The organism is Candidatus Methylomirabilis sp., from assembly GCA_036000645.1.
Lineage (GTDB): Bacteria > Methylomirabilota > Methylomirabilia > Methylomirabilales > JACPAU01 > JACPAU01.
Genome location: DASYVA010000123.1, coordinates 1 through 20452, shown reverse-complemented (window position 1 = coordinate 20452; position 20452 = coordinate 1). Strand labels below are relative to the sequence as shown.

21 protein-coding genes are annotated in these 20452 nt (G+C 71.6%); all 21 read right to left on the bottom strand.

All coding sequences use genetic code 11. From position 1 onward, the window contains the following. The coding region (locus tag VGT06_07060) for a YggS family pyridoxal phosphate-dependent enzyme (protein HEV8662878.1) at positions 1–486 on the bottom strand (486 nt) is incomplete at its 3' end. A gap of 88 nt (positions 487–574) precedes the next feature. Then, the gene (pgeF, locus tag VGT06_07055; protein ID HEV8662877.1) at positions 575–1399 is read right to left on the bottom strand and encodes a peptidoglycan editing factor PgeF; all 825 of its coding nucleotides are present in this window, start codon (positions 1397–1399) and stop codon (positions 575–577) included. A 389-nt stretch (positions 1400–1788) separates the two neighbouring features. Beyond that, positions 1789–1911: a hypothetical protein gene (locus tag VGT06_07050; protein ID HEV8662876.1), complete on the bottom strand. Its 123-nt coding sequence runs from the start codon at positions 1909–1911 to the stop codon at positions 1789–1791. Positions 1912–1999: 88 nt separating this feature from the next. Then, positions 2000–3145: a cell division protein FtsZ gene (gene ftsZ / locus VGT06_07045; protein ID HEV8662875.1), complete on the bottom strand. Its 1146-nt coding sequence runs from the start codon at positions 3143–3145 to the stop codon at positions 2000–2002. Between the two features lie 238 nt (positions 3146–3383). Then, positions 3384–4622, bottom strand: coding sequence for a cell division protein FtsA (ftsA, locus tag VGT06_07040; GenBank protein HEV8662874.1), 1239 nt, complete (start codon positions 4620–4622; stop codon positions 3384–3386). Between the two features lie 3 nt (positions 4623–4625). Beyond that, positions 4626–5450: an FtsQ-type POTRA domain-containing protein gene (locus VGT06_07035; protein ID HEV8662873.1), complete on the bottom strand. Its 825-nt coding sequence runs from the start codon at positions 5448–5450 to the stop codon at positions 4626–4628. After that, entirely contained in the window at positions 5447–6367 is a 921-nt protein-coding gene (gene murB / locus VGT06_07030; protein HEV8662872.1) for a UDP-N-acetylmuramate dehydrogenase, read from the bottom strand. The genes VGT06_07035 and murB overlap by 4 nt, the downstream gene beginning before the upstream one ends. 10 nt (positions 6368–6377) lie before the next feature. Beyond that, positions 6378–7757, bottom strand: coding sequence for a UDP-N-acetylmuramate--L-alanine ligase (murC, locus tag VGT06_07025; protein HEV8662871.1), 1380 nt, complete (start codon positions 7755–7757; stop codon positions 6378–6380). Continuing rightward, complete coding sequence (gene murG / locus VGT06_07020) at positions 7757–8869, bottom strand: undecaprenyldiphospho-muramoylpentapeptide beta-N-acetylglucosaminyltransferase (protein ID HEV8662870.1); 1113 nt, start codon at positions 8867–8869, stop codon at positions 7757–7759. The genes murC and murG overlap by 1 nt, the downstream gene beginning before the upstream one ends. Beyond that, a complete protein-coding gene (gene ftsW, locus VGT06_07015) occupies positions 8866–10014 on the bottom strand; it encodes a putative lipid II flippase FtsW (protein HEV8662869.1) in 1149 nt (382 codons plus the stop codon). The genes murG and ftsW overlap by 4 nt, the downstream gene beginning before the upstream one ends. After that, complete coding sequence (gene murD, locus VGT06_07010; protein ID HEV8662868.1) at positions 10011–11411, bottom strand: UDP-N-acetylmuramoyl-L-alanine--D-glutamate ligase; 1401 nt, start codon at positions 11409–11411, stop codon at positions 10011–10013. The genes ftsW and murD overlap by 4 nt, the downstream gene beginning before the upstream one ends. A gap of 6 nt (positions 11412–11417) precedes the next feature. Continuing rightward, positions 11418–12500, bottom strand: coding sequence for a phospho-N-acetylmuramoyl-pentapeptide-transferase (gene mraY, locus VGT06_07005; GenBank protein HEV8662867.1), 1083 nt, complete (start codon positions 12498–12500; stop codon positions 11418–11420). Next, positions 12500–13879: a UDP-N-acetylmuramoyl-tripeptide--D-alanyl-D-alanine ligase gene (gene murF, locus VGT06_07000; GenBank protein HEV8662866.1), complete on the bottom strand. Its 1380-nt coding sequence runs from the start codon at positions 13877–13879 to the stop codon at positions 12500–12502. The genes mraY and murF overlap by 1 nt, the downstream gene beginning before the upstream one ends. Before the next feature lie 42 nt (positions 13880–13921). After that, positions 13922–15430 carry a UDP-N-acetylmuramoyl-L-alanyl-D-glutamate--2,6-diaminopimelate ligase gene (locus VGT06_06995; GenBank protein HEV8662865.1) on the bottom strand — a complete coding sequence of 503 codons (1509 nt, stop codon included), beginning with the start codon at positions 15428–15430 and terminating at the stop codon, positions 13922–13924. Then, the gene (locus tag VGT06_06990) at positions 15405–17147 is read right to left on the bottom strand and encodes a penicillin-binding protein 2 (protein ID HEV8662864.1); all 1743 of its coding nucleotides are present in this window, start codon (positions 17145–17147) and stop codon (positions 15405–15407) included. The genes VGT06_06995 and VGT06_06990 overlap by 26 nt, the downstream gene beginning before the upstream one ends. 23 nt (positions 17148–17170) lie before the next feature. Further along, positions 17171–17542: a cell division protein FtsL gene (locus tag VGT06_06985; GenBank protein ID HEV8662863.1), complete on the bottom strand. Its 372-nt coding sequence runs from the start codon at positions 17540–17542 to the stop codon at positions 17171–17173. Positions 17543–17546: 4 nt separating this feature from the next. Next, entirely contained in the window at positions 17547–18443 is an 897-nt protein-coding gene (rsmH, locus tag VGT06_06980) for a 16S rRNA (cytosine(1402)-N(4))-methyltransferase RsmH (protein HEV8662862.1), read from the bottom strand. Next, positions 18440–18835: an STAS domain-containing protein gene (locus VGT06_06975; GenBank protein HEV8662861.1), complete on the bottom strand. Its 396-nt coding sequence runs from the start codon at positions 18833–18835 to the stop codon at positions 18440–18442. Before VGT06_06975 ends, rsmH begins: the two co-directional genes overlap by 4 nt. A 50-nt stretch (positions 18836–18885) precedes the next feature. After that, a complete protein-coding gene (mraZ, locus tag VGT06_06970; protein HEV8662860.1) occupies positions 18886–19326 on the bottom strand; it encodes a division/cell wall cluster transcriptional repressor MraZ in 441 nt (146 codons plus the stop codon). Positions 19327–19797: 471 nt separating this feature from the next. Then, complete coding sequence (locus VGT06_06965) at positions 19798–19986, bottom strand: hypothetical protein (protein ID HEV8662859.1); 189 nt, start codon at positions 19984–19986, stop codon at positions 19798–19800. Between the two features lie 17 nt (positions 19987–20003). Continuing rightward, positions 20004–20452, bottom strand: a 449-nt coding sequence (locus VGT06_06960) for a hypothetical protein (protein HEV8662858.1), incomplete at its 5' end; no start/stop codon positions are given.

Below are 20452 nucleotides of genomic sequence, written 5' to 3'. Positions count from 1 at the left end.
GGCCATCAGGCCTTCCACCCGGACCCGGGAGAGCGGGGCCAACCCGCGAAGCAGGGGAAGCAGGTCTGGTTCGGGGACCCCCGCCTTGCTGACCTCCCCCCCCAGATTCACCTCCACCAGAACCCGGATCGCCTCCCGGCCCGCCGCAGCGGCTGCCTTCTGCAGCGCCTCCGCCAGGCGGAGGGAGTCGAGCGAGTGGATCCAGTCGAAGTGCTGGAGGGCCAGCTTTGCCTTGTTGGTCTGCAGGTGCCCCACCAGGTGCCAATGCACCCCGCGCCCCACCGCCTCGATCTTCGGGACCGCCTCCTGGACCCGGTTCTCGCCGATGTCGGTCACCCCGGCGGCCACGGCCGCCCGGACTACCTCGGGGGGGAAGGTCTTGGTGACGGCCACCAGCGTGATGCGGGCCGGGTCGCGACCGGCCCGAGCCGCGGCGGCCGCGATCCGATCCCGCACCTCCCGGACCCGCGCTGCGATCCCCTCCATCCCGCTCCAGAATGCCGGGGCCGGCCGCCCTCCATCCGTCCCCCGCGTGACCGTACCAGACCCCAGGAGGAGTGTCAACGACGCGGGGTCAGTGGAGCCAGAGGGCGCTCATCATCCGCCCGGTCACCGGCTTCTCGGCCCGGTAGGAGTAGAAGAGCTCCGTGCGGCAAGCGGTGCAGAGCCCGGTCTGATGGATCGCGGGCGAGGGGATGCCCCCCTCGGCGAGGAAGCGGGCGTTCAGGGCCGCCAGGTCCAGCAGCCAGTGACCGGGGCGGGCCGGGCGGGCAACCGTCTCCCAGTCCCGGCGGGCCGCCCGGAGGGGGCCCATCACCGGCTCGTCCACCTCGAAGCAGCACCCGAGGATGCCGGGTCCGATCACCGCCGCGCAGTCGGCCGGCCGGCAGCCGTACACCCTCACCAGGGCGCTCAGGGCCTTCGCGGCGATCCCCTTCAGCGTGCTCCGCCACCCGGCGTGGACCGCCGCCACCGCCCGCCGGGTCGGATCGGCGATGAAGATGGGGAGGCAGTCGGCCGTGGTGATGACCAGGGCGAGCCCCTCCCGGTCCGTCACCATGGCGTCGTACCGGTAGTGTTCGTCCAGGAGGACCCGGGGGAAGTTCTCCCTCCGGGCCAGCGCCCCGTCCACCACGAGCACCTCGTCCCCGTGCACTTGCCAGACCCGGACGATCCTGGACGGGTCCAGCCCCAGGGCGCCGAAGAAGCGCCGCCGGTTCTCCCGGACGGCCGCCGGCGCATCGGGGACGCCGGTTCCCAGGTTCAGGGTGTGGAACGGGGGCTGGCTGACCCCTCCCAGACGGGTGCTGAAGGCGTGCCCGATCCCGGGGAGGGCTGCGACGGGGAGCGCCTGGACGTACCCGGGGGCTTCGTGGAAGCGGAGGCCGGTCTTTCCCATCAGGCGAGGCTGGCCTTCGCGCACTCGGGGAGAGGGGGCTCCAGGGGGGCCTCCTTCGCCTGCAGGATCCCGGACATCCCTCACCGGCCTCCTCGACCCGGACTGGCCCCCGGGGGACAACTCCGCCGGGCCCTTTACAGACAAGAAGATAGCACGGCCCTGTCGGGGGGGTCAAACGGGAGGCGATTCACCGGTCGGGAGGAGTAGGAGCGGAGAATGAGCAAAGAATAAGGACCGGTAGAGCAGGAACAGAAACAGAATGGCATGCCGGGCCAAATGACGAGCATCACGAGGCCCGAGGGAGGAGGCGGCCGGAGGCGTACGCTCCTGGTACGTTGAGGACCGCCGACGACCGAGAACGAGGTGAGGCGACGTCAGTTGGCCAGGCACTAGAACTCCGCGAGCTGCAGCGCATAGGCAACCAGGGCCAGGACGGTCAGGGCGATGAGGCTGGCGACCCTTGCCACGCTCCGCATAGCGTCCTCCTCCTCGTGCGAGCCCTTCGGGGACACGGCTCTCGCCGCGCCGACGGGGCGGAAGCGGCTGGGCGGGCCCGAACCCAGCGGCGCTTCCGGCGCCAGTCGTGGGGCGCCGTCACGCCTAATCGGCCTGGCGCCGTAGGAACGTCGGGATGTCCAGCTCGTCCTCCGCCACCGGGGGGAAGGAGAGTTGGGCGACCTCAGCCGCCCGGCCGGAGCGCCTCCGGAAGTAGGGGCCGCGCTCCGCCGCGGCCGCGGCGAAGGCCTTCAGGTCCACCGCCTTGACCTGTTCCGCTTCCCGCTTGCCGGCCCCATCGAATCCGGTGGCGATGACGGTCACCCGAACCTCCCGCGAGAGCTTCTCGTCGATCACCGCCCCGAAGATGATGTTGGCGTCGGGATGGGCCGACTGGCAGATGATGCTGGAGGCTTCGTTCACCTCGTAGAGAGAGAGGTCCGCCCCCCCCGTGATGTTGATGAGGACGCCCCGGGCCCCCTCGATGGACAGGTTCTCCAGGAGGGGGCTGTTGATGGCCTTCCCGGCCGCCTCGACCGCGCAGTTCTCCCCGGTGGCCACGCCGGTCCCCATCATCGCGATGCCCCGCTCCGCCATGATGGTGCGCACGTCCGCGAAGTCGAGGTTGATCAGCCCCGGCACGATGATGAGGTCCGAGATCCCCTGGACCGCCTGGCGGAGAACGTCATCCGCCAGATGAAAGGCCTCCAGGAAGGTGGTCTGCCGCTCCGCCACGTTCAGCAGGCGCTGGTTGGGGATGGTGATGAGGGTGTCCACCTTCTCCTTCAGCTCCTGCAGCCCGCGCTCCGCCTGGGACGCCCGCACCTTCCCCTCGAATTGGAACGGCTTGGTGACCACCCCCACCGTCAGGATCCCCAGCTCCTTCGCGAGGTTGGCCACGATCGGCGCCGCGCCGGTCCCGGTCCCCCCCCCGAGCCCTGCCGTGAGGAAGACCATGTCGGCCCCCTCCACGAGGCTGAGGATCTTATCCGTGTCCTCGATCGCCGCCCGCCGCCCCACCTCCGGGTTGGCGCCCGCCCCCAGGCCGCGGGTCAGCTTCTCGCCGATCTGCTGCTTGGTGGTGACCGGGGACGCCTTCAGGGCCTGGGCGTCGGTGTTCATCACGATGAACTCCACGCCCGTCATGTTGGAGGCGGTCATCCGGCTCACCGCGTTGCTGCCGCCCCCCCCGATCCCGATGACCTTGATGCGGGCCATCCGTTCGGGTTCCTCTTCGAGATGAAAGGGCATCCTCGGACCTCCCTTCGGCTGGCGTCACCGCGACGCGCACCCCGACCCTAGAGTGACTCCAACGAACTGCCCCTCATGCTTACGCGACAACCACGGTGCCGGGCCAAATGACGAGCATCACGAGGCCCGAGGGAGGAGCGGGTACCCACCGAAGGTGGGTGGGGAGGCGTACGCTCCTGGTACGTTGAGGACCGCCGACGACCGAGAACGACGTGAGGCGACGTCAGTTGGCCCGGCACTAAAAGAACTCCCCGAACCACTCCTTCATCCGCTCGGCCACCTGGTTGAACATGGCATGCTCGGCGACTCGCCGGAACTTCCGCTGATGGCGGTTCTGCGCGCCGTAGAGGGCCAGGCCCACGCCGGTGGCGTAGATGGGGGAGGCCACCACATCCGTCAGCCCTCCCACCCCCGCCGGGATGCCCCGCCGCACCGGCAGATCCAGCACCTGCTCCCCCAGCTCCGGGACCCCCTCCATGATGGAGGCGCCGCCCGTCACCACCATGCCCGCCGCGCAGTGCTCCCCGTACCCCGCCCGGCGGACCTCCCGATCCACCAGGGAGAAGATCTCCTCCACCCGGGGCTGGATGACCTCGCAGAGGGTCTGGCGGGAGAGGATGCGCGGCTTGCGGCCGCCGACGCTGGGGACCTCCAGCATCAGGTCCCCCGGGATCAGCGAGGCCAGGGCGCACCCGTGCTTCTTCTTGATCTCCTCCGCCTCGTGGGTGGGGGTGCGCAGCCCGATGGCGATGTCGCTGGTGATCTGGTCGCCGCCGATGGTCAGGACCGCCGTGTGCCAGATGCTCCCCTCCACGAAGACGGCGATGTCGGAGGTCCCGCCCCCGATGTCCACGAGGACGACCCCCAGCTCCCGCTCGTCCGGCGTGAGGGTGGAGATGCTGGAGGCCAGCTGCTGCAGCACGATGTCCTGGACCTCCAGCCCGGCCCGGTTGCAGCATTTGATGATGTTCTGAGCGGAGGTCACGGCCCCCGTCACGATGTGGACCTCCGCCTCCAGCCGGACCCCGCTCATGCCCAGCGGCTCCTTGATCCCGCCCTGGTCGTCGATGATGAACTCCTGGGGCAGGACGTGGATCACCTCTCGGTCCACGGGTAACGCCACCGCCTTGGCGGCGTCGATGACCCGCTCCACGTCCCGGGGGGTGACCTCCCGGTTCTTCCCGGAGACCGCGATGACTCCCCGGCTGTTCAGGCCCTTGATGTGGCCCCCGGCGATGCCCACGAAGACCGCGTGGACGTCCACGCCGGCCATGAGCTCCGCCTCCTCCAGGGCCCGCTTGATCGAGTCCACGGTCGTGTCGATGTTGACCACGACCCCCTTCCGGAGGCCCCGCGAGGGAGCGGTCCCGATGCCGATGATGTCCACCCCCCCGTCTTCGTTCTGCTCGGCCACGGTGGCGCAGATCTTGGTGGTCCCGATGTCGAGCCCGACGATGAGATCGCTCTCCCGTCCCACCCGCTACCCTCCCTTCTGGCTCCCGGCCCGGAGGACGATGCGGTCCCCGAACCGGAGGTCCACCGCCTCGTAGGCCTGCAGTCTCTTCCCCGCGTGCTGGAGGGCCGCCTCGAGACGGGCGAGCTGGCGCTCCGCGCCCTCCCCGCGCGCCCGGACGAGGACCCCCCGTTCGGTCCGGACCGTGAAGGTCCCATCCCGCTCCAGGCGCACCACCTGGAGCCGCTCCCCCCGGGTGGCCGGGGAGGAGGCGAGGCCCCGCCACAGGGCGAGGGCGCGCGGCACCGTCTCGCCGGGGAGCCGGTCCCCGGGGGCGTAGCGTCCGCCGGAGAAGGCAAGCCGGGGCAGCTCGGGGGACACGGCGCCCGTTGCCTCGGGCAGGATGACGCCGTCCCCCCCCGCCAGGTAGGTGCCCTCCGCCACGACCAGGACCTCCGGCGTTCGCTCCCAGACCGTCACCTCGAGCGTGAGGGGGAGACGGCGACTCACCCGGGCCTCTCGGATCCACGGATTCGCGAGAACCCGCATGCGCAGCTCGGTCAGGTCCGGTTCCAGGATGCTGGTCCCCGGGCGGAGATCCAGGCTCGCCACGATCTCCGCCGTGGCCACCTGGCTGTTGCCCCGGACGGCGACGTTCGTGATCTGGAAGTACGGGAGCCGGCCCACGTTCCGGAACCCCACCCAGGCCCAGAGAACGCCGGCCCCCCCCAGGAGGAGCCCCACGCCCAGCTTCAGGCTCCAGAGCAGGAGCCGGGGGGATCCCCGGGCCCGCCGCCCGCGCCGGTGCCCGCGGAGCCCGCCCCCCCCCTTCGGCCGTCCGTACACCCTCACGGGTCCCCCACCACGCGCACCTCCAATTCCAGGGAGACGCCGGTCCGCTCCCGGATGCGCTCCTGCGCGAGGGCGATCAGGGCCAGCACGTCGCGGGCCGTGGCCCGCCCCAGGTTCAGAAAGAAGTTGCCGTGCTTGGGGGAGATCATCGCGTCGCCCACCCGCGTCCCCTTGAGCCCCGCCCCCTCGATGAGGCGGCCGGCAAAGTCCCCCGGCGGGTTCTTGAACACGGATCCGGCGGACCGCCACTCCACCGGCTGCTTCGTCTTCCGCTCCGCCAGGATCTGCGCCACCTTCTCCTTCAGCGCCGCGGCGTCCCCCCGGCGGAGTCGGAAGGTGGCGCTGACCAGAACCTGCTCCGGCGTCAGGGAGGACTGGCGGTAGGCAAACCGGAGCGCCTCCCGGTCCAGGATCCGCTCCTCCCCCGTCAGCTCCAGGACCCGGACCGACGCCAGGTGATCCGAGATGGTGACCCCGAAGGCCCCGGCGTTCCCCTTCACCGCGCCCCCCACGGTCCCGGGGACCCCGGCCATCGGCTCGAGGCCCGCCAGGCCCCGGCGGGCACAGAAGTTGACCAGGGCCGTGACCTTCGCCCCGCCTCCTGCGGTCACCGCCTCCCCCTCCGCGCGCATCTCCTGCAGCGTCCCGTACAGGTTCAGCACCAACCCCCGCAGCCCGCCGTCCCGGACCAGAAGGTTCGAGCCGCCCCCCAGGATGAAGACCGGGGCCCCGTGCTCGCGGGCGATCCGGAGGGCGGCTTGGATGCCCTCCACGGCGCGGGGACAGACCATCACGTCCGCCGGGCCGCCGATCCGGTAGGAGGTGTGGCGGCTCATCGGCTCGTCGTAGAGAACCTCCCCCTCCAGGGCCTGCTCCAGCGCCCCCCGCGGGATCCCCATGGCCACCGTCTCCGGCATGGCGCCCCGGCTACCCCGGCTCCGCCCGCAGCCGCTCCAGGATCTCCTCCCCGACCCGCACGATGTCCCCCGCCCCGAGCGTCAGGACCAGGTCCCCAGGCATCAGGCGGGGGAGGACCGCCGCCGCCAGCTGCCCCTTCTCGGGGACGAACGTGACATCCCGGTGGCCGTGCCGGGCGACCCCCTCGGCGATCTGGCGGCCGCTCACTCCCGGGATCGCCGGCTCCCCGGCCGCGTAGATCTCCGTCACCAGCAGGACGTCCGCCTGGTAGAAGGCGGTGAAGAACTCCCGCAGGAGTCTCTGGGTCCGGGTATAGCGGTGGGGCTGGAAGAGAACCACCACCCGCCGGTCGAACCCCTCCCGGGCCGCCGCCAGCGTGGCCCGGATCTCGGCCGGATGGTGGCCATAGTCATCCACCACCAGGATGTCCCCGACCGTCCCCTTGATCTGGAACCGCCGGTCCACCCCGGTGAACTCCTCCAGCCCCTCCCGGACGACCGGGAAGGGGATCTCCAGGTCGAGCCCCACCGCCACCGCGGCCAGGGCGTTGTAGACGTTGTGCAGGCCGGGGACCTGCAGGCGCAACGTCCCCAGAACCTCCTGCTGCCGGAGGACCGTGAACTCCGACCGCATGGCCTTCAGGGTGATGTCGCGGGCCATCAGGTCGGCCTGCCCCTTCAGGCCGTACGTGATGAACCGCTTCTCCACCCGCGGGAGGAGGGCCTGGATGTTCTCCTGGTCCAGGCAGAGGACCGCCGACCCGTAGAAGGGGACCTTGTTGATGAACTGGAGGAACGTCTCCTTGATGTGCTCCAGGTCCCGGTAGTAGTCGAGATGCTCCTCGTCAATGGTGGTGACGACGGCGATGGTGGGGGAGAGCTTCAGGAAGGAGCCGTCGCTCTCATCCGCCTCGGCGACCAGGAAGTCCCCCCGACCGAGCCTCGCATTCGAGCCGAGGCTCCGCAGGCGCCCGCCGATGACCATGGTGGGGTCCAGCCCTCCCCGGGCGAGCACCGTGGCAACCATCGAGGTGGTGGTGGTCTTCCCGTGGGTCCCGGCGACCGCGACGCCGTACTTGAGCCGCATCAGTTCCGCGAGCATCTCCGCCCGGGGGATCACCGGGGTCAGCCGCTGCTTCGCCTCGAGGACCTCCGGGTTGTCCATCTCCACCGCCGAGGACCGGACCACCACGTCCGCCCCGACCACCTGCTCCGCCAGGTGCCCGACGAAGACCCGGATCCCCAGCGCCTCCAGGCGGCGGGTCACCTCGGAGGCCTTCGCGTCGGAGCCGCTCACCTCGTAGCCCATGTTGTGGAGCACCTCGGCGATCCCGCTCATCCCGGCGCCGCCGATTCCCACGAAGTGGATTCGCCGGATCCGCTTGAACATCAGGCCTCCCGCCGGCCGGCGGTCCCAGCCACCTCGAAGAGGAGGTCAGCCAGCCGCTCCGCCGCATTCGGGCGGCCGGCGGCAGCCGCGGACCGGGCCATGATCGCCAGCCGGACCGGATCCTCGATGAGCTCCCGGACCCGCCCCGCCAGCAGGGCGGGGGTGAGATCCCGCTCCAGGATCATGACGGCCCCACCGCCGGCTGCCAGGGCTTCCGCGTTGTGCCGCTGGTGGTCACCCGCGGCATGGGGGAAGGGAACCAGGATGGCCGGCTTCCCCAGGGCGGCCAGCTCGGCGACCGTCGTGGCCCCGGCCCGGCAGATCACCAGGTCCGCCGCCGCGTAGGCCGCCCCCATCGCGTCGATAAACGGGAGGACCACCGCCCGGATCCCGGCCGCGGCGTAGGCGGCCGCCACCGCCTCCCGGTCCCGCTCACCGGTGGCGTGCAGGACCTGGAGCTCCGCCCGGAGCGCCGCCAGCGCCGCCGCCCCCCCTCGCATCGCCTCGTTGAGTCCCCGCGCCCCCTGGCTTCCGCCGAACACGAGGAGCGTCCTCCGCTCCCGGGCCAGCCCGAAGAGCTCCCGCGAGGCTTCTCGCGGGTGCCCGAAGAGGTCAGCCCGGACCGGGTTCCCGGTTACCGTCAGCCGCCGGGCTGGCAGATGCGCGGCCGCCGCCTCCAGGCTCACCGCCACCGCCGTCGCCACCCGACAGAGCAGCCGGTTGGTCATCCCCGGCACCGCGTTCTGCTCGTGGAGCACGGTGGGCGTCCCTCCGAGCGCCGCCGCCAGCAGGACCGGCCCCGCCCCAAACCCACCCACCCCCCAGACGACGTCGGGGGCAAAGCGCGCGAGGATCCGCCGGCTCTCCTCGAACGCCCACGGCAGCAGCAGGGAGGCGGTCAGGCGCTCCGCGAGCCCCTTTCCCTTGAGCCCCCGCACCCGGATCGTCTCGAACGGGTAGCCGGCGCTCGGCACCAGGCGGGCCTCCAGGCCGGAGGCCGTCCCCACGAACAGGAGGGCCGCTTCCGGGGCCCTCGCCCGCACCGCGGCCGCCGTGGCCAGGGCGGGGAAGACGTGCCCGCCGGTCCCCCCGCCCGCGATACACAACCTCACGAGGCCCACCCCCCCACCGGCAAGGGGCGGGGGGGCAGGGCCAGGCGGCTCCCCATGCCGGAGGCTTGGGAGATGCTGAGCAGGATCCCCAGCCCCAGGAGGGTCACGACGAGGGAGGAGCCGCCAAAGGAGACGAGGGGGAGCGGCAGGCCCGTGGTGGGGAGCAGCCCCACCACGACGCCGAAGTTGATGGCCGCCTGCCCCACGGTCACGAAGGTGATCCCCAGGGCCAGCAGGCCCCCGAACCGGTCCGGGGCCCCGAGGGCGATCCGCGTCCCCCGCCACAGGAGCAAGGCGAAGAAGCCCACCACGACCGCCGCGCCGGCGAAGCCCAGCTCTTCCCCCACGATCGCGAAGATGAAGTCGGTGTGGGGCTCGGGCAGGTAGTAGAGCTTCTGCATCCCCTCCCCCAGCCCCATCCCGAGGCCCCCCCCCTGCCCCAGGGCGACCTGCGACTGCAGCGCCTGGTAGAGGATCTTGGGGGAGGCCTGGGCCGGATGCACCAGGGCCAGGATGCGGCCCCGGACGTGGGGCACCGACCAGAAGACGAGGCCGAGGGGGGGGACGGCGGCCGCCCCCAGCGCCAGGAGATGCCCGAGGCGGGCCCCGGCCGCGAAGAGCAAGGTCACCCCGCTGAGGAGGATCACCACGGCGGTCCCGTAGTTGGGCTGGAGCGCGATCAGGAGGAAGAAGAGCCCGCTCACCACCAGCGGCGGCACCACCCCGGCGCCGAATTCCCGGACCCGGTCCTCCTTGCCGGCGAGGAGGCGGGCGAGGTAGCCGACCAGCGCCAGCTTGGCCAGCTCCGCCGGCTGGAAGGACAACCCCAGGAGCCGCAGCCAGCGGCGGGCCCCATTCACCTTCACCCCGATGCCCGGGACGAGCACCAGGACCAGCATCCCGAGGCTGAGCAGCAGGAGGGGGACGATGAACGGGCGGAGTCCCCGGTAGTCCCGGCCCATCAGCCAGACCATCCCGGTGACCCCGATGAGCGCCCAGAGGATCTGTTTCTTCAGGAAGAAGGCGGGGTCGCCGAACCGCTCCTGCGCCCGGATGGCGCTGGCGGAGTAGACCATCACGACCCCCAGCCCCACCAGGATGAGGGTGGCCGTGAAGAGGAGCTTGTCGTGGCCCCGCCCGCTCACTGGCCCCCCCCCAGGTCCCGCACGGCCGCCTTGAAGGCGCGGCCCCGGTCCTCGAAGTCCCGGAACATGTCGAACGAGGCGCATGCCGGCGAGAGAAGGACGACGTCCCCCGGCGCCGCGAGCGCGGCCGCACGCCGCACCGCTTCCCCCATGCTGTCGGCGGTGTGGATCGGGGCGGCCCCCGCGAGGGCCCGGGCGATCTTGTCCCGGGCCTCCCCGATCAGGACCAGCGCCTTGGCCCGCCCCTGCACCGCGGGGCGCAGGGGGGCGAAATCGCTCCCCTTGTCCCGGCCGCCGGCGATGAGGATGACCGGGCCGGGAAAGGACTCCAGGGACCGCACCACCGCCCCCACGCTGGTCCCCTTGGAGTCGTTCACGAACTGGACACCCGCCAGGATCGCCACCGGCTCCAGCCGGTGCTCGAGCCCCGGGAACTCCGCCAGGACCGCCCGGGCCGCCTCAGAGGAGCCCCCGGCCAGGGCGCTGGCCGCAATCGCGGCCAGGGCGTTCTCCAGGTTGTGGACGCCCCGGATCCGGATGTCTCCCGCCCGGCAGACCTCCCGGGTCTCCCCCGCCCGCCGCAGCATCAGGCGATCCCCTTCCAGGAAGGCCCCCTCCTCCACCGGATGGGAGCGGCTGAAGAGGACCGGCCGAGCGCGCGCGGACGCCGCCGCCTCCAGGACCAGGGGGTCGTCGGCGTTCAGGACGGCCCAGTCCCCGGGCTCCTGGTTCAGGAAGAGACGCGCCTTGGCGTCCATGTAGTCGGGCAGGCCCACATAGCGGTCCAGGTGGTTCTGCGTAATGTTCAGGAGGCAGGCCACCTCCGGCCGGAAGGTCTCGATGGTCTCGAGCTGGAAGCTGGAGAGCTCGGCGACGACCCACCGGTCGGGCGGGAGTCCCGGCACGACCTCGCAGAGGGCGGTCCCGATGTTGCCGGCCACGATCACGGGGACTCCCGTCCGCTCCAGCATCAGGCCGACGAGGGTCGTGGTGGTGCTCTTCCCGTTGGTCCCGGTGATCCCGATGAAGCGCGCCTGGCACGACCGGTAGGCCAGCTCCACCTCGCTGAGGATCGGGATGCCCAGGGCCCGGGCTCGGGCCAGGAGGGGCATCCGGACATCCACTCCCGGGCTCACCACCAGGAGCTCCGCCTCCAGGATGGTGTCGGGGCGGTGGGCACCCACCTCCAGGCGCACCCCCAGTGCCCGGAGGGACTCGAGATCTCCCGTGAGCCCATCGGCCCGGCTCCGGTCGCTCGCCGTGACGGTCGCGCCGGCCGAAGCGAGGAGGCGGCAGGCTGCGAGGCCGCTTCTCCCCAGCCCGACCACGGTCACCCGCCTCCCCGCCACCTGGAGCCTCCGTTCGGTGCCCAGCAGAAGCCCTCCCGTCTCGCCCATCCCCCTCTACCTCAGCTTCAGGGTCGTGAGGGAGACCAGGGCGAGGATGAAAGAGAGGATCCAGAACCGCACGATGATCTTGGGCTCCGAGAGCCCGTTGAGCTCATAGTGGTGGTGGATGGGGGCCATCCGGAAGAGCCGCCGGCGGCGGGTCTTGAAGACGAAGACCTGGAGGATCACCGAGACCGCCTCGATGACGAAGACCCCGCCGATGATCACCAGGAGGAGCTCGTTCTTGGTCAGGACGGCGAGCAGGCCAAGGGCGGTCCCCAGCGCGAGCGACCCCGTGTCCCCCATGAAGATCTGGGCCGGGTAGGCGTTGAACCAGAGGAAGCCCAGGCTGGCCCCGACGAGGGCGCCGGCGAAGACCGTCAGCTCCGCCGACTCCCGGACGTGGATCACCTGCAGGTAGCGTGCGGCCACGGCGTGCCCCGCCAGATACGCCAGGACCGTGTAGGCCCCCGCCGCCATGATGACCGGCCCGATGGCCAGCCCGTCCAGGCCGTCCGTGAGGTTCACGGCGTTGCTGCAGCCGACGATGACCAGCATCGCCAGGAGGATGTAGGCCGGGCCCAGGTCGGGCAGCCAGCGCTTGAAGAAGGGGATCGGGAGGGTGGTCGTGTAGGGATCCGAGGGGTACAGGTAGAGGTAGGTCCCGACCGCCAGCCCGAGCCCGATCTGCCAGCCGAACTTGTACCGGGGAAGGAGGCCGCGGCTGCTCTGCCGGGTCAGCTTCAGGTAGTCGTCGCCGAGCCCCACGGCCCCCATGAGCAGGGTCGCCAGGAGGGTCAGCCAGACGAACCGGTTCGTGAGGTTGGCCCAGAGCAGCGTGGCCAGGGTGATCGCCCCGAGGAGCAGGATCCCTCCCATGGTGGGGGTACCGGCTTTGGTCGCATGGCTGCCGGGCCCGTCCTCCCGGATCGTCTGGCCGACCCGGAGCTGCTCCAGCTTCCGAATGACGGCCGGGCCCAACAGGAAGGAGAGGAGGAGGGCCGTCATGATGGCCCCGGCCGTGCGGAAGGTGACGTACCGGAAGACGTTGAAGACCGTGTGGTACGCCGCCAGCGGGAAGAGCAAGTGGTAGAGCATCAGAGGCCCTCGAGGACGCGCTCCAGGCCGACTCCCCGCGAGGCCTTCACGAACACCCAGACCCCGGGGGCGGTCTCCTCCGCGAGCGCCACCCGCGCCTCCGCGACCTCGCGGCAGAGGACGATCCGGTCGGCCGGCAGGCCGCCCGCCCGCGCCCCCTCCGCGAGGGCGGCGGCGGATCCCCCCACGGCGATGAGCCGGTCCGGCCCAAGGGAGGCCGCCAGGCGCCCGACCCTCCGGTGCGCCTCGGGCGCGTGCGCCCCCAACTCCAGCATGTCCCCCAGGACGAGGATGGTCCGTCCCGGCCCCCGGACGGCGGCGAAGGCCTCCAGAGCCGCCGCCATGGAGTTGGGGTTGGCATTGTAGGCGTCGTTGTAGGCCACGGCCCCGGAGGCGAGGGAGACCCGCTGCATCCGCATCGGCTGGACCGGCGCGGCCGCGAGGCCCGCGGCGATGGCCTTCACGGGGACCCCAAGAGCCACGCCGGCGGCGGCGGCCGCCAGGGCGTTCAGGATGTTGTGGCGCCCCGGGATCGGCAGGCGGACGCGGGCCGTTCCGCCGGAGGCCGAAAGGGTGAAGGAGGTCCGCCGGACCTTGCTCACCCGGATGGCCCCGGCCCGGACATCGGCCCGCCCGCTCAGGCCAAAGGTGAGGAGCCGCCCCTTCACCCGGGGGAGGAGCGGCCGGCTCTGCGGGTCGTCGGCGCACAGGATGGCCGTCTTGTCGCCCCCCAGGAACGGGAGCATCTCCCCCTTCGCCGCTGCCACCGCCTCCACCGAGCCCAGGAACTCCAGGTGCCCTTCCCCGACGTTGGTGATGATCCCGACGTCCGGCTCGCAGATCTCCGCCAGGCGCCCGATCTCCCCGGGGGCGCTCATCCCCAGCTCCACGACCGCCACCTCGTGCTCCGGCGCCAGGCGGAAGAGGGCCAGCGGAACCCCCACCAGGTTGTTGAGGTTGCCGGGGGAGGCCAGCACCCGGTAGCGCCGGGCGAGGACCGCCGCCACCATCTCCTTGGTCGTGGTCTTCCCGTTGGTCCCCGTCACCGCCACGACCTGGACCTTGTGACGGCGGCGCCAGCAGCCGGCCACCTGCCCGAGGGCGTGCCGGGGATCCCGCACCCGGAGGAGGACCGGCGGGCGCGGTCCCTCCCCCGGCGGCGCCGCCACGACGGCTCCGGCCGCGCCCCGGGCGACCGCCTCGGCCAGGAACGCGTGGCCGTCAAACCGCTCCCCCTTCAGGGCGAAGAAGAGCGCGCCGGGCGTGAGCGACCTGGTGTCGGTCGAGAAGGTGGCGAAGGCCGCCGCGGGGCTCCCCGCCAGGAGGGCGCCTCCCGTCGCTTCCAGCACCTCTTTGACGCTCAGGCTCACCCCGTCCATTCGACCCGCTCGCCTCCCCCCCGCCCGCAGCCCTCCGCCCTCCTACACGGGGCGGGCCGTCCCGAACCCCAGGTCGGCCAACGTCTGTCGCGCCACGTCCCGGTCGTCGAACGGGATCGTGCGGGTTCCGAGAATCTGATACGTCTCGTGCCCCTTGCCGGCGATGAGGACGAAGTCCCCGCGACGGGCGGCCGCGAGGGCGGCCGCGATCGCCTCCGCGCGGTTGACGATCTTCGCATACCGTCCGTCTGCCCCCGGCACCCGCCGCACCCCCTCCTCGATCGCATTCAGGATGGCCTCCGGCTCTTCGCTCCGCGGGTTGTCGGAGGTCAGGATCACGTGATCGGCCAGCCGGGCGGCCGCCTCTCCCATCAGCGGGCGCTTGCCCCGGTCCCGGTCCCCCCCGCAGCCGAAGACGCAGAGGAGGCGGCCCGCCGTGAGCGCGCGGGCCGCCCGGAGGACCCGCTCCAGGGCGTCCGGGGTGTGGGCGTAGTCCACCGCCACCGTGAAGGGCTGCCCCGCCTCGATCTGCTCCAGGCGTCCCGGCACCCCCCTGAGGGTCGCGAGGGCGGCCGTCACCGCGCCCGGCGGCGCCCCCACGGCGAGCGCCGCCCCGGCTGCCCCCAGGATGTTGGCCATGTTGTGGCGACCGAGGAGCGCCGAGCGGACCGGGATCGGCCCCCAGGGGGTCCGAAGGGTTGCGCGAAGGCCGGTCGCCTCCAGGCTCACCCCCTCGGCGGTCAGGTCGGCCCCGGCCTCCAGGGCATAGGTCAGGACCGGGGCGGTCGTCTCCGCCCGGATCCGCTCGGCGTGGGGGTCGTCGGCGTTCAGGAGGGCGGCCTTGGGGCCCCGCTTTACCGCTCCCACCCCGAGGCCTCGGAAGAGGCGGGTCTTCGCCTCCAGGTACGCCTCGAAGGAGCCGTGGAAGTCCAGGTGGTCCTGGGTCAGGTTCGTGAAGACGGCCGCATCGAACTCCACCCCGTCGACCCGGTGCAGGGCGAGGGAGTGGGAGGAGACCTCCATGGTCACATGCGTGGCGCCGACCTCCAGCATGCGACGCAGGAGGGCCTGGAGGTCCGGCGCCTCGGGCGTGGTCCGCTCCGCCGGCACCCTGAGGGCGCCGCACCGGTAGTCGATGGTCCCGATGACGCCGACCGTCCGCCCCGCCGCTGCCAGGATCGCCTCCAGCAGATAGGTGGTGGTGGTCTTGCCGTTGGTCCCGGTCACGCCGAGGACGGTCAGGCGCCGGGCCGGATCTCCGTGGAAGGCCCGCGCGAGGGCCGCCAGGGCCGCCCGCGTGTCCTTGACCTGGACGATCGCGGGGCCGGGGGGCAGCGGCATTTCCTCCTCCAGCACGACCGCGGCCGCCCCGCGGCCGGCCGCCTCCCCCGCGAAGGCGTGCCCGTCGAACCGGCTCCCCCGCAGGCAGACGAAGCAGGCCCCCGGGCTCACCCGGCGGGAATCGTGCTCCACCGCCCGGATGTCCACCTCCCCGCTTCCCCGCAGGAGGCGGTGCTCCACCCCATCAATTAAGCCCCTGAGCCGTGCCATCGGCCCTCCGCACCACTTCGATCCGACGACCCGGGGAGGGGGGGACATTCAAATACCCCAGCGCCTCCCGGGCGATCTCCCGGAAGGCCGGGCCGGCCGCGGAGCCGCCCCACCGGTCGTGCGCGGGCTCATCCAGGACGACCAGGATGGCGAGCCGCGGGGATTCCGCCGGGACGAAGCCCGCGAAGGAGGCCACGACCTTGGACCGGGAGTAGAGGCCGGTCTCCCGGTCCAGCTTCTGGGCGGTCCCGGTCTTCCCGGCCACCGTGTACCCCGGTACGGCCGCGGCCTTCCCCGTTCCGCGCTCCACCGCCTCCACCAGGATCGCCGTGAGGCGGCGCGCGGTCTCTCTGGAGATCACCTGCCGGACGACCTGGGGGGGGATCTCCCGGGTCGCGCCGCCGGCCTCTCCCCGGACGGCTTTGAGAACGTGCGGCCGGTAGAGCCTCCCCCCGTTGGCTACCGCCGCCAGGGCGCTGACAAGCTGCAGCGAGGTGACCGACACCTCCTGCCCGATCGAGAGGGCCCCGATGGAGACCGCCGACCACTGCCGCGGGCGTCGCAGGAGGCCCGGCGTCTCCCCCGGCAGGTCCACGCCCGTGCGGGCGCCGAAGCCGAAGCCGCTGAGGTAGCTGTAGTAGGTCGAGCGGCCCAGGCGCTGGCCGACCTTGATCGCCCCCACGTTGCTGGACCGAGCCACCACCTGGCTGAAGGTGAGCCACCCGTACGGCTCATGGTCCCGGATCTTCAGCCCGGCCACGTCGATGACCCCGTGCTCGCCGAAGAACAGCTCTTCGGGCCGAACCAACCCCTCCTCCAGCGCGGCCGCGGCCAGGACCATCTTGAAGACGGACCCCGGCTCATAGCTGTCGGCCAGCGCCCGATTCCGCCGGGCAGTTGCCGACCCCTCCGCGAAGGCGTCGGGGCTGAAGGTCGGGACGTTCGCCAGCGCCAGCACCTCGCCGCTCCCCGGATCCAGGACCAGAACGGTGCCGGCCTGCGCCTGGGCCTTCGCCACGGCCCGCTGCAGTTCCCGCTCCGCCACGTACTGGATCACCTCGTCCACGGTCAGGACCAGGTTCACCGGCGCGGGCCGGGGCGGACCCTCGTCCCGGAAGAGGACCCGTCCGAGCGCGTCCACCCGCCCCGTGACGAAGCGTGGCCCCCCGCCCAGCAGGGCGTCGTACTGGTATTCTACGCCCTCCAGCCCCGCATCATCGAGGCCCACGAACCCCACGAGGTGGGCCGCTAGCGCCCCCCGAGGGTAGGAGCGGCGCGCTTCGGGGAGGAGGCCTATCCCGGGGAGCGGGAGGCTGGCCAGGAGCTCGGCCTGGCGCGCCGGGAGCTTGCGCTGCAGCCAGACGAAGGGTTTGTCGGCGGTGAGGCGCCTGAGGATCTCCCCCCGGGACTGTCCCAGGACCTCCGCGAGCGCCGCCGCGGCCGCCCGGGGCTCCCGAACGGCGCCGGGGTGCGCGTAGAGGGACTGGGCCTCCAGGCTGACCGCCAGCTCCCTGCCGTGGCGGTCGGTGATCATCCCCCGCTTCGCCGTGACGGGGAGCTGCCGCTCGTACTGTTGGGTGGCCTTCTGGGTCAGGCGCTGGTGGTCCCGGATCTGGAGGGCGAAGAGGCGGCCCACCACCACGGCCAGAAAGGCCAGGAGGAGGAAGAAGAGGGCGATGGCCCGGCCGCGGGGGGCCGGCATCTCCGCGGGCAGCATCCCGGCTCCTCTCACTAACCCCCCTACCGGGACCCGGTACCGGGCCCGGCCGGCTCAGGGAGCACGATCACCTGGCCGGGGCGGGGGGTCTGCATCTCGAAGCGGGCCCGGGCGATGGCCTCGACCCGGCCGAGGTCGGTGAGCCGGGCCAGCTCGAGGGTCAGAATCTTCTGCTCCTGCAGGAGGGTGGCGCGCTCCGCGCGCAGCCCCTCCAGGGCGTAGCCGAGGCGGAGGACCTGGATGTGCTGCCACACGTAGAAGAGGATGCCGAGGCAGAGCAGGCCCAGCAGGAGCACGCCCCGCCAGAGGTCCAGCCGCAGGAACGCCCGGCGCGCCCGGGCGCGCGTGCGGACAGGATGGGAGCGGGTGAGGGTGCCCCCGAGCGACCGGGCCATCCGCCTACCCCTCCACCCGCCGGGCCGCCCGCAGCTTCGCGCTCCGCGCCCGGGGATTCGCCGCCACCTCTTCGGGCCCCGGGGCAACGGGCTTCTTCGTCAGGACGGCGAGCGAAGGGTTCCCCCGCAGGGCATGCTTCACGATCCGGTCCTCCAGCGAATGGAAAGCGATGACGACGATCCGGCCCCCCGGCCTGAGCCCGCCGGCCGCCACCCCCAGCGCCTCCGCCAGCCCCTCCAGCTCCCTGTTCACGGCGATCCGGAGCCCCTGGAAGGTCCGCGTAGCGGGATGGATCCGCCGGGGCCAGGCCCGGCGGGGGATCGCCCCGGCCACCAACGCGGCCAGCTCGTCGGTCCGCGTGAGCGGCGCGGCAGCCCGCACGGCGACGATCCGCCGGGCGATCCGCCGGGCCCACCGCTCCTCTCCGTACTCCCGGAGAATCCGGAACAGTTCCTGCTCCGGGAGGGCGCGGAGGAGCTCGGCGGCCGTGATACCGCCCCCCGCCCGGTCCATCCGCATGTCGAGCGGGCCGACACGGCTGAAGGCAAAGCCCCGGCCCGGGTCATCCAGTTGGACCGAGGAGAGCCCGAGGTCGAAGAGAACCCCGTCCCAGGCCGTGAGCCCCTCGGCCGCCGCCAGCGTCCCGAGGTCCCGGTAGTCCCCGTGCAGCAGGCGGACCCGGGGGCCGAACCGGGCGAGGCGCTCCCGGGCCAGCGGGAGGACCTCCGCGTCCCGGTCCAGGCCCACCAGCCGGCCGGAGGGCCCGCAGGCCTCCAGAATCGCCTCGGCATGGCCCCCCGTCCCGACGGTCAGGTCCAGGTAGAGGCCGTCGGGGATCGGCCGGAGAAAGGCCAGGACCTGGGTCAGGAGGACCGGGGTGTGTCCCGGTCGCCCGGTCACCCTGCCGCCACCCCCGCCGGGGTCAAGAGCGCCTGTGCCTCGGCCCCGGTGGCCGCCACCGCGAAGATGGCGTAGCCCCCCGCGGCCTCGAGGAGCTCCCGGACCGGGCCAGGGGGCGCCACCAGGACGAGCTGTCCCCCGGCCTCCCGCGCCCGATCGCGGCGCTCCACCAGGATGCCGAGGCTCTTGGCATTGATGTGCCAGACACCCGAGAGATCGAGCAGGTGCAAGGCGTACCCGTTCCGCAGGGCCGCGGCCAGGGCTTCCCGCAGCTCGAGCATCCCCCAGAGGCTCATGGCGCCCCGGAGGCGGAAGGTCGCGATCCCGGCGGCGGGGTCCCGCTCCACGGCGAACTCCAGGGGGATCCCCTCCGGCGGCTGACCCGGGGTCATGCGCTCGCCCTCCTCATCGAGCCTCCCGCACGCGCACGCCTGTCCATCCGTCAGATCCCGAGGTCGGCCAGCTTCGCAGCCACGTCCTCAAAGGTGACGGGCGAGCGAGCCAGGAACTCTTCCCAGCGCGTCTTGCTCCAGATCTCGATCTTGTTGAGCACCCCGATGATCATGACCTCGCGGGCAAGGGCTGCTTTCTCCCGCAGCTGCGGGGGAATCAGGATCCGCCCCTGGCCATCCACGGGCGTCTCCGTGGCGCCGGAGTAGAAGAGGCGGAGGAAGGCCCGGACGTCCTTCTGGAGGGTGCTTTGTTTCCGGATCCGCTCCTCCAGCTGGCGCCACTCGTCCAGCGGGTAGGCGGCCACGCAGGAGTCGAAGTCCGTGAGGACCAGCATCTTCTGCCGGCGCCGGGCCAGCGCCTCACGGAAGCGGGAGGGGACGCTGAGGCGCCCCTTGTCATCCAGGGAGTGCTCGTACCGGCCCCGGAACATCCGCGGTCCTCCCCTTCGGGGGAGAGCATCCCATCATATCCCACTTTTCACCACCCGGCCGGAACAATAAACACCGGGCGCATCCGGTTGTCAAGCAAAAAGATAGGAGTGAAGTGCTTGATTCTACAGGAGGGAGAACCCCCCAAGCCTGCGGGGCAGGAGGAGGGCTAGCGGCGCATCCCCAGGCGAGGTTCGGGGGACGGCCCACGGCCTCGGCAAAGCTGAACCCGATCTGTAGCGTGCGGTTGAAAACTGGAAATCTTGCGGTTATCTCTGGAAAGTCTCCTGAGGACAACCAATTAGGCCCAACAATACGGGCACTTGCGCCAAGAGACCTAGATCTCCTATAGAAAATGGACCTGGCCAGAGCTGCTTCAGAGGCCCTCCCACACTGCCCCAAAGCATACCCTGTGAACGGCCCGTTCCCGGGCTATTCCTGGCCCCGTCACGGCCCATTCAGACCCGCTCCTCTCATGGTGCAGGGTCCAGGTCCCGCACGAGGCTTTTGCCCTCGACCACGTAGTCCGCCTGATTATGAAGGGCGCGGTGGTCCACGGGCAGCTCGATGAGATCCTGCGTCTCCTTCGAGTAGTTCAGCTCGAGGTCCTCGTGCTGGCTTACCTCGATGTAGCCGACGATCTTTCCGGTCGCTCTGTCCACCACAACGCCAGCGCGGCTCATTTCTTCAGATTCATCGCGATCAGGCGGCGGTTGCTCGCCAACTGGTTGCTGGCAGTCGTTCCCACCGTAGCCACGATGGTCAGTTTGTAGGTCTGGCTGGCTGCGGGGCTGCTGTCGAAACCTATCACGGTCTGGGCCAAGAGGCCGTCCTCTCCGCTCCCCTTGATCGCCACGTTCGTTGATCCGAGGATCGACCCGCTGATAGAATCCTTCCGGATCGCCAAAGCGAAGGTGTCGTTCTCCACGTTGACCTTCTGAAGCGTGGCCAAACCCCACACTGCGACAGGGCCGCCGTCCGTCGTAATCGTGATGGAACCAATCTCCTCTTCAGTCGTGGTAAAGCCTTCTGCGGCGTTATTACTATAAAGGCCGCTGTTCGTGATGGCGTTGTCCTCAACGTCCGGAGTCGTCGCCCGGAGCGTCGTGCCGCTCACCCCGGCGAACT

What these genes read in the sequence shown, in the direction of transcription:
- VGT06_06995 (HEV8662865.1), bottom strand. Translation starts at nt 15,430, where the DNA reads ATGGCACGGCTCAGGGGCTTAATTGATGGGGTGGAGCACCGCCTCCTG.
- VGT06_06985 (HEV8662863.1), bottom strand. Translation starts at nt 17,542, where the DNA reads ATGGCCCGGTCGCTCGGGGGCACCCTCACCCGCTCCCATCCTGTCCGC.
- murB (HEV8662872.1), bottom strand. Translation starts at nt 6,367, where the DNA reads ATGCCGGAGACGGTGGCCATGGGGATCCCGCGGGGGGCGCTGGAGCAG.
- pgeF (HEV8662877.1), bottom strand. Translation starts at nt 1,399, where the DNA reads ATGGGAAAGACCGGCCTCCGCTTCCACGAAGCCCCCGGGTACGTCCAG.
- murC (HEV8662871.1), bottom strand. Translation starts at nt 7,757, where the DNA reads ATGTTCAAGCGGATCCGGCGAATCCACTTCGTGGGAATCGGCGGCGCC.
- ftsZ (HEV8662875.1), bottom strand. Translation starts at nt 3,145, where the DNA reads ATGCCCTTTCATCTCGAAGAGGAACCCGAACGGATGGCCCGCATCAAG.
- VGT06_06975 (HEV8662861.1), bottom strand. Translation starts at nt 18,835, where the DNA reads ATGACCCCGGGTCAGCCGCCGGAGGGGATCCCCCTGGAGTTCGCCGTG.
- murF (HEV8662866.1), bottom strand. Translation starts at nt 13,879, where the DNA reads ATGGACGGGGTGAGCCTGAGCGTCAAAGAGGTGCTGGAAGCGACGGGA.
- VGT06_06990 (HEV8662864.1), bottom strand. Translation starts at nt 17,147, where the DNA reads ATGCTGCCCGCGGAGATGCCGGCCCCCCGCGGCCGGGCCATCGCCCTC.
- mraZ (HEV8662860.1), bottom strand. Translation starts at nt 19,326, where the DNA reads ATGTTCCGGGGCCGGTACGAGCACTCCCTGGATGACAAGGGGCGCCTC.
- murD (HEV8662868.1), bottom strand. Translation starts at nt 11,411, where the DNA reads ATGGGCGAGACGGGAGGGCTTCTGCTGGGCACCGAACGGAGGCTCCAG.
- mraY (HEV8662867.1), bottom strand. Translation starts at nt 12,500, where the DNA reads ATGCTCTACCACTTGCTCTTCCCGCTGGCGGCGTACCACACGGTCTTC.